Origin of the sequence: Acinetobacter piscicola (assembly GCF_015218165.1) — a bacterium.
Taxonomy (GTDB): Bacteria; Pseudomonadota; Gammaproteobacteria; order Pseudomonadales; family Moraxellaceae; genus Acinetobacter; species Acinetobacter piscicola_A.
Window position 1 is genome coordinate 1 of sequence record NZ_CP048667.1, and the last position, 8,185, is coordinate 8,185.

Genomic DNA, 8,185 nt, shown 5'->3' on the forward strand with positions numbered 1-8,185 from the left:
GATTATGCGAAGTCGACTTGTAATGCAATTTGCATTACACTATTCCTAATACATTAAATACTTGGGAAATATGATGGCTACTGTTAACTTCAGGGTCGATGAAGCCCTTAAAGAAAAATCTTATTCCATCCTTAAAGAGCAAGGTATTGCACCTACTGATTTCTTCACTAGTATTCTTGAGTATGTTGCTACGACTGGGAAACTGCCTGTCAAAAAAGCTTTGCTTTCGGAAGAAGATGAAGAATTATTAGCTCTTGTCCGTAAGCGCATTAATGATCCTAAAGAGATGTTTGAGGAAGTCACATTAGATGACTTATAAGCTTTTACGTCACAAGGACTTTACAGCAGAATGGGAAAAACTCCCTGTTGCTATACGAGATCAATTTAAAAAGAAACTAGCCAAAGTCATAGAGCAGCCACATATTCCAAAGAATATGCTTAGAGGCGATCTTGCAGGTTGCTATAAAATCAAATTATTAAAAGCTGGTGTCCGACTTGTCTATCAAGTTAAAGATGATCAGGTAGTTATCCTGCTCATTACCGTCGGAAAACGAGCTGATAGCATAGTTTATGACGAAGCGAAAAAGCGAATTAAAGACTAAAAATGGGAGCTTATAGCTCCCATTTTTGCCTTCGTATAAGGTGTATTATGTTAATTTTAGGAAAGGCTCTAGACTAGCAGAATGATTATGTTAGTCTAGAGCCATATAATTAACATTATTGAAGTATTTTACATGGCAATTTTTCGACATTCTTCTGCACACTGACGGCAAGCCTCAGCACATTTTTTACAATAATCATGTGAATGTTTTTCACACTCTTCCGCACAATATTCACAGATCTTAGCACAAAGCTCACAAATCTCTTTGAGGAAAGGTGAGTTATGTTGTTGCATACGCACACATAACTGACAAATATCTGCACATTCTAGACAACGTTGAATACATTCACGCATCATCTCTAAATCTTTTTCTTTTAAACAAGAAGTTGCACATTCAGTACAAATAAGTGAACAGTTTGTACATGCAGAAATACACTCTGAAAATTCCGTATTAATCATTTTTTACTCTCAATTTATATAATCAAAGAAATAATTAAAACATAATTTTTTTCTACTAATTATTTTAAATTATTAGTAAATGTAATACATAATGTTAATTTATATGAATAATGTTAATTTTAACTAAATCTTATTTATATTCCAAATTATTAAAAAACAGTTTTTAATTAGGCTAGATGATCAAGTATCAAAAGCAGCTATTCTTAAAATAACTGCAATAATTTTATCACTTTAAAAATAGATTTTCCCTCTATTTAACATAATGGCGGTTATACGAAATTGACAATATGTACAGGATTCTGTACATTTAGGATTGTAAAGTTTCAATCACTACCGCCTAGGTAGTCTAGCTAGCAGCGTTTTGACGCAGCTTACCCTATGAGGGATAGATATATGCATGTATTTACATATACGGACGCACGTAACAATTTAAAATCTGTTTTAGATAAAGTAATTGATGATGTAGACGTTGCTTTTATTACAAGAAAAGAAGGTGGCCATGCTGTAGTAATGGGACAAGATCATTACGATAGCTTAATGGAAACGTTATATCTCCTTTCATCTCCAAATAATGCAAGTCGTTTAAATGAATCAATTGCTCAATTACGTGCAGGGAAAACAAAACACAGAGAGTTGATTGAGGATGACGAATCGTAACGTCGAATGGACTGATAATGCCTGGGATGAATATATCTATTGGCAGACACAGGATAAAAAGATACTTAAGCGTATTAATACCTTAATCAAAGAATGTCAGCGAACACCTTTTGAAGGAACAGGAAAACCAGAACCTTTAAAAGCTAATCTTTCAGGATTTTGGAGTCGTAGGATTGATGAAAAGCATAGATTAGTTTATGAAGTGACAGATGAACGAATCTCTATAATTCAATGTCGATTCCATTACTAACAAGATCCCCTATTTTTAGGGGATTGTTTTTTTATTTAATACAAAATCTCATATGCGAAATTTAGGTGTTATTCCATATAACGCCATTAAAAAGATCTTTATCTTTCTGCCTATTTTCTTCAGTCTTACTTTCCGTGCTTAAAAACTTTTCAAAATCGGTTAGTTGACCCTTAAAAGATTCATCATTTTTCAGTTTGTTTAGAACCCAAGCCCCCAGTAGAATTTTACGTCTAGTATCATCTTTTCTTTGTCGATCAGAATTTTTCTTTTTTTCACGAGCAGCAATAGCTTGTTTTTGTGCTTTTAGTTGTCTTAATCGTTCTTCTTGCTTTGCAATTTTTTGCTCTAAAGTTTCAACACTCATACCATCACCATCTCAAGGAATCCCCCTCAAGCATAGGTCTGTTTGAATTGAAATTCAAGACAGCCCATGCTATCGTGGTTTTCCCGAAGGGCGCACTTAGCCATTGGATTTCATCCAATGGTGCGACAAGGGGTAAATCCCCTTTGTAATCCCCTGACCAACATATACATGTTGGTAATTTCGATAAATCGAAATAAAGAGCAAAAGCAAAATGGCGATATATCATTTTTCAGTTAAAACGATTAGTAGAGGTAATGGACGATCGGCCGTTGCTTGTGCTGCATATCGTTCAAGTGAAAAATTGGTATGCGATTTTTATGGAAAAGAACAAGACTACACAAGAAAAACTGGTGTCGAATTTACAAAAATCTATGCACCTGAAAATACAAATACTGAGTTACTCAAGCGCCAAACACTTTGGAATGAAGTCGAAAAGGTTGAACGTAGAAAAGATGCATTACTTGCAAGAGAGTTTGAGATTGCATTTCCCAGTGAGTTAAACGCTGAACAGCGTGAAAATATGCTCAATGAACTTTGCCGAAACCTCGTTAAAAAATACGGTGTCATCGTTGATGCTGCTATTCATGCACCTCATACAGACAGTGGAAGTGATGAACGCAACTACCATGCACACATCATGTTCACAACCCGAAGTATTAATGAGCAGGGTGGCTTTTCAGCAAAAAAATATAGGGACTTCAGTCGTGACAATGGCACAGAAACTGTAAGCCACTGGAGAGAATCATTTGCAGAGTTATGCAATCATCACCTGGAACAAAATGGATTTGATGAACGTGTCGATCACAGAAGTTATGAAGACCAGGAAAGTGACCTAGAAGCAACTCAGCACGAAGGTCCTCAAGCGACATACCTCCGGAGACGAGGGATATTTACAGAAATTAGTCTGAAAAATGATGAAATTAAGCTACGTAATTTAAAAATCAAAAAGGTCATCGCACTGGATGAAAACATCAAAGTATCTGAGGATCTTGTTCAAAAAGTACGAAGTGAGCTTCAGTTTCAATACTCTCAAGCTGAGTATTCAGAAAAAACTTCTCAGAAACTTTATGAATTCCAAAATGAAGAATTATCAAAATTAACAACAAAATTAGACACGATGAGTTCTGCAATATCAGAACTACGCAAAAAAGAGCCTTTATTTTTTAAAACAAAATGGATCAATCAAATAAATGACCTGATCGACCAACACAACACCCAACTAGACATCCAAAAGCATATTTCTGGTCTTAGTGAAATAGAAAAAAAAGAGAGATATTCTGATCATTTAAATAAATGGACAGAAGAAAATCAGCTGCTCCAGCCTAAAAAGTCTTTTGCAAAATTTGACGAACCGAACATCACTGTTAAACAACGAAAACTTAATGATCAAATTTCAAATATAGATCATCAAATTTCTGAAATATCACGCAGAGAAACTGAGTATCAAGAGTATGTACGCGATCAAAGACTGGAGATCATAAATAGTTATATATTTGAAGAAGATAACTATGGAAATAAATACTTTAGTCCTCAAAATGGTGAAAAACAAAAGCGACTATATGCAGAAGAAATGGAAGATCTAAAAATCCAAGAATTGCATGCGGCTTTTACAAAAAAAATTGAGACCGAAGCGCAGCAAGAGTTTTCCCAAAAAAGAGCAATACAGCTCGAAAACGACCGAAAAGATCGTGAATCTAGAGAACAGCAGTTACGTAAAGAACGAGAGCAACAAGAACAACGCTATGCACAAGAACGAGAGCAACAAGAACATTTGGCATTTGTAAGACGCCAAGAACAAGAAAAACAGCAGAGAAATGAGCCTAAAAAGCCAGAAAATGACAATAACCATGACTACACGCCTTAGAAATCCCATTTAAGCGCAAAAAAACGGGGGTTTTAGCGACTTTTGATAGAAATACAGTAAAACTATAGTTGATAAAAATAAAATCGCTTAGAACGCAAATGAGAGCCTTTTAGCGAGTATCTACGAGCGACACAACGAAAGTTTGCTTATTCCCCCTCTGAAAAACCGTTTTTTATTGAATTACTGGGGACAGTGATTAGCGAGTGTCTACGAGCGAAGTATTGATGCTTTTGCTCGTCAAAAAGCATGAGCATAGCGAATGCATTATTCATGTTTTGCTTTTTGAATCCTTGATCATATATGCAAAAAACTGCCCCCCACGAAGCGAGTGAAACGAGCTTCAATAGAGTACGAGCTTTAGCGAGTACCAAGGGCAGTTTTAATAACTCACTTTGGAAATAAATTCCCTTTTATTCTTTTAAAAAGCTTTTAAAAGCTTTTAGACCCCCCTATAAACCACGCCTAGCAATGCTTTCAGACTTTAAAAAACTACTTTTACCGGACATTAAACTACAAATGCCGGACAAAATGGACTTAAAAAACTACTTTTACCGGACATAGAAACTACTTTTACCGGACATTAAACTACAAGAAAAAGTTTGTAGTTTTGTTAAAAAACTACAAAAATAGTAGTCAAAAAATAAACGACAATGTATGTTTAAGCTACATAAATACCAATGTAGTTAGTTAGTTTTTTGGGGTTGTAGTTATATGGACGAAAATAAAAAAACATATCCTCTGAGCTGGGTTGTTATGCAAAACAATGTTCAAGAATGCTTTAAGAGTATGAACATTGATGAAAAACGAATGTTAATACTTGCTAGCCCAATTGCTAGAACCACTGATGCAACTGAAAAAGACCGAATTATGATTACGGCAGAAGAGTTTGCTAGAGAATGTGGCATTAAAACGCATTCCGCATATACGCAGTTAGAACTAGCCAGCAAGAATCTACTTAAAAGAAATTTCTCTTATAACAATGAAAGAGGAAAAAAGGTGCTGTCGAATTGGGTGATTGATTGCACTTATGAAGACGGAGGGATAGCTATACGTTTCCCTGAAATCGTTCTACTGATGTTAAAAGAGTTTGATAAATTAAACCCTTATACAAAATATAAAAAAGATATCGTACTAAGTTTGAAAAAAGATTACTCATTCGATCTTTATCATTTAGCTAAAAAGCATCAAGCAATGGGACAATTTGAAATGTCCTTAGAACATATAAAAAATGAGCTGGGTTTGCCCAAATCTTATGACAAACTCTGTAATTTAAAAGACCGAGTAATGAAGCCTTCATTAAATGAGATTACAACTAATACAGATATTGAACTCACTTATGAAAATGTAAAAAAAGGGCGTTCAGTAGTTGGCTTTAAATTTATAGTGAAAGAAAAACCTAAGCCAAAATTAATAGCGCCTCAGCGAGATCAAAGAACTATAGATATGTTCTGCAATTTATCTGATGCTCAAATTAACAAGTACAGCACTATTTTATCTAAACTTTCTGAGCTATCAGACCTCAGTAATTTCCCAGACTACCCGACATTTGCCCTCTGGATTAGTGGCATCTTACGAGATCCGAAAAGTGTAAGAGAGGAAACAACAAAACGGATTTTTAAAGCTCTTCATAGCAAGACGGATTTTAAACCATGAGAACTAAGGCTGAATTAGATGCAATGAGTCATCAAGAACTCAAAGATTATGAGCAAAGTTTACTTGCTCTGTGGACACCAAGAATGGCTATTGAAAGTGACATTGAAAGGTTAAGCACTCATCACAGCGAATTATTAGAGGTTTTTAATCAATTAAAGAATCCGGATGCACCTAAAAATTCACGTTTAAAAGATTCAATCTTGTCTCTGAAATATAAAATCGAATCGCTTGAAGGTAAGTTGAGTGATCTTATTCAAGATAATCGCTTAAATTCTGCAGATTGAATTATTCAGTTTATTTAATCAAAATCGTGGAACATTGATTAAAGACTAGGCGTGGAACGTGAAAAGTAATAAAAAAAGCCCAGTCATTGACGACTGGGCTAGAAAATTGAAACTACAGCGTTGAATTATAAGGATAATTATAACGCATTTCGTATAAGGTGTATTATGTTAATTTTAGTAGAACTAATAAATCTATATATTTGAAAATGTCATTTTACTCAATTAAATACTCTTCAGATATTTCACACTGTTCAACAAAAAAATGATCATGTGAAACTAAAATTACAGCGCCCTGATATTGGCTAATAGCCTGCGATAGAAGCTCTCTAGACTCAATATCTAAATGATTTTCTGGTTCATCAAGCAATAATAAATCAATACCATCAGGATAGTGACTCATTGCTAATAATGCGACTTTCAATTTTTCACCACCACTCAGTTCTGATAGTTTTAATAAAGCTTTTTCACGACGAATACGTAACTGACCTAACAAATTTCTCCACTCAACTTCAGTAAGATTGGAGTTATAAAGTGCAAGGTTTTCGATTACGGATAAATCATTATTTAATAAACTAAAGTTTTGATCTAAATACAAACATGTTCCACTAAAGAAAATATCATCACGTTGATGGGTAGAAATCAATTTCAATAAGGTTGATTTACCAATTCCATTAGCACCTTTAAGATGGATTTTTTCGCCAGCTTTCAATGCAAAATTAATTTTATTTGTTGCTGTATGGGGTAGCTTTAAATCATGAATTCTTAAAATCTCTCCTTGCTTCGTACTCTGTAAGTGGAATTCAAACTTCTGAGCTTTGATTTTTTCTACAATGGTCTGCCTATTAATCAGACTATTTTTCAAATCATCAGTTTGTCGAGTTTGTTGGGCACGTAGCTTACCTAAGCTTTGTCCAGCATTTTCCTTTTTGAAATCTAGAAAAATCTTTGCTTGAGAATTAGAATCACGAAGTTCATTGCCTTTAGATTGACGTTTATTCGCTTTCATTAAGCTATCATGTTGCCGTTGTTTTAACTGCTTTAATTCTTTTTTCTCATTATTAATAGACTGAGTTAATGCATCCATGTGTAGCTGATGCTGTTGAATGTAATGCTCATAATTACCTTTGTAGTGTTGTAAGCCTAATTCAGTTAAAGCATAAATATGTTGGACTTGATTGAGTAATTGGCGATCATGACTAATCAGGCATACACCACTAGGGTGTGCCAAAATACTCTCAATTAACCATTGTCTAGATGTTGAGTCTAAATGGTTGCTTGGTTCATCTAAAAGTAGATAGTGATCCTTTTTTAAAAACAAACGACATAAAGCCAGCTTTGTTTTTTGTCCTTCACTCAGTTTTTCTGTTGGAAAGTTCAAATCCGTAGGTAAGTCAGCATTTTCAAGTATATTTTGCCATTTTTGTGGTAAATCCCAGGTATTTTCAACTAACTCATAATCATCAAAACTAGCTGTATTGTTCTCTATACGCCGAAAAGCATGATGTAAATGATCTACCTCTAATGCTTGTGCAATATTTTCAGCATTAAGGCGTTCTAATTGTGCCAAATAATCATGTTGGATATTCCATGAAACTTGACCACTATAATGAATATCTAAAGCTTGGCTTTGATCTAATATTCTGAACAATAGGGATTTACCTAAACCATTACGTCCAAATAATGCAGAAACCTGTCCTGATAAAAGCGTAATGTTTAGCTGATCAAACATTTTCTGTGTAGAAAATTCTAAATTTAAGTTTGAAGCAATACATGCATGTTGCATAAAAAATTCCTCATGTAGAGGATATGCAAAATAGTGAAGATTAACTTATAAAAAACAATATATTATTTAGGATATAAAGTAGAGACCAAGAATATATAGCCACAAGTAGAATCTATTTTGCACATCAAAAGTTTAAAAATAATGATGAGAAAATGACTTACTTCATTGGCGTTACTCTTGGGAGGATGATTTGAATAAGGTTATTTTATAATGATAAGACAATCTGTCAAGCTTGTACTAAAGCTTCTAAAAGTTATTTAACATAATGGC

10 protein-coding genes are annotated in these 8,185 nt (G+C 34.1%); 7 read left to right on the forward strand and 3 right to left on the reverse strand.

Features of this window, described 5'->3' with window-relative positions; all coding sequences use genetic code 11:
- The first annotated feature begins 73 nt into the window (after positions 1–73).
- Positions 74–319, forward strand: coding sequence for a type II toxin-antitoxin system RelB/DinJ family antitoxin (locus tag G0028_RS20895; protein ID WP_000246756.1), 246 nt, complete (start codon positions 74–76; stop codon positions 317–319).
- The gene (locus G0028_RS20900) at positions 309–602 is read left to right on the forward strand and encodes a type II toxin-antitoxin system RelE family toxin (protein ID WP_000221358.1); all 294 of its coding nucleotides are present in this window, start codon (positions 309–311) and stop codon (positions 600–602) included. Before G0028_RS20895 ends, G0028_RS20900 begins: the two co-directional genes overlap by 11 nt.
- Before the next feature lie 128 nt (positions 603–730).
- Here G0028_RS20900 and G0028_RS20905 read toward each other — a convergent pair whose 3' ends face one another.
- Positions 731–1,060 carry a four-helix bundle copper-binding protein gene (locus G0028_RS20905; protein ID WP_000610966.1) on the reverse strand — a complete coding sequence of 110 codons (330 nt, stop codon included), beginning with the start codon at positions 1,058–1,060 and terminating at the stop codon, positions 731–733.
- Positions 1,061–1,453: 393 nt separating this feature from the next.
- Here G0028_RS20905 and G0028_RS20910 point away from each other — a divergent pair, with 393 nt between their 5' ends.
- Together G0028_RS20910 and G0028_RS20915 are read left to right on the forward strand one after the other, a co-directional pair.
- Positions 1,454–1,717, forward strand: coding sequence for a type II toxin-antitoxin system Phd/YefM family antitoxin (locus G0028_RS20910; RefSeq protein WP_000557944.1), 264 nt, complete (start codon positions 1,454–1,456; stop codon positions 1,715–1,717).
- Entirely contained in the window at positions 1,704–1,967 is a 264-nt protein-coding gene (locus G0028_RS20915; RefSeq protein ID WP_000184943.1) for a Txe/YoeB family addiction module toxin, read from the forward strand. The genes G0028_RS20910 and G0028_RS20915 overlap by 14 nt, the downstream gene beginning before the upstream one ends.
- Before the next feature lie 61 nt (positions 1,968–2,028).
- Here the strand turns inward: G0028_RS20915 and G0028_RS20920 are convergent, their stop codons facing one another.
- Complete coding sequence (locus G0028_RS20920; RefSeq protein WP_000110201.1) at positions 2,029–2,331, reverse strand: hypothetical protein; 303 nt, start codon at positions 2,329–2,331, stop codon at positions 2,029–2,031.
- A 211-nt stretch (positions 2,332–2,542) separates the two neighbouring features.
- Between G0028_RS20920 and mobQ the strand changes: the two genes are divergently transcribed.
- The 3 genes from mobQ to G0028_RS20935 all read left to right on the forward strand — a co-directional run bounded on the left by mobQ (position 2,543) and on the right by G0028_RS20935 (position 6,132).
- Positions 2,543–4,195 (forward strand): MobQ family relaxase, encoded by a 1,653-nt coding sequence (gene mobQ / locus G0028_RS20925; RefSeq protein ID WP_004870770.1) that lies wholly within the window; start codon positions 2,543–2,545, stop codon positions 4,193–4,195.
- Between the two features lie 711 nt (positions 4,196–4,906).
- On the forward strand, positions 4,907–5,848 hold the full coding sequence (locus G0028_RS20930) for a replication initiation protein (RefSeq protein WP_020846814.1): 942 nt from the start codon (positions 4,907–4,909) through the stop codon (positions 5,846–5,848).
- A complete protein-coding gene (locus G0028_RS20935) occupies positions 5,845–6,132 on the forward strand; it encodes a hypothetical protein (RefSeq protein ID WP_004870774.1) in 288 nt (95 codons plus the stop codon). Before G0028_RS20930 ends, G0028_RS20935 begins: the two co-directional genes overlap by 4 nt.
- 214 nt (positions 6,133–6,346) lie before the next feature.
- Here G0028_RS20935 and G0028_RS20940 read toward each other — a convergent pair whose 3' ends face one another.
- The gene (locus G0028_RS20940) at positions 6,347–7,915 is read right to left on the reverse strand and encodes an ATP-binding cassette domain-containing protein (RefSeq protein WP_180046950.1); all 1,569 of its coding nucleotides are present in this window, start codon (positions 7,913–7,915) and stop codon (positions 6,347–6,349) included.
- Between the last annotated feature and the right edge of the window lie 270 nt (positions 7,916–8,185).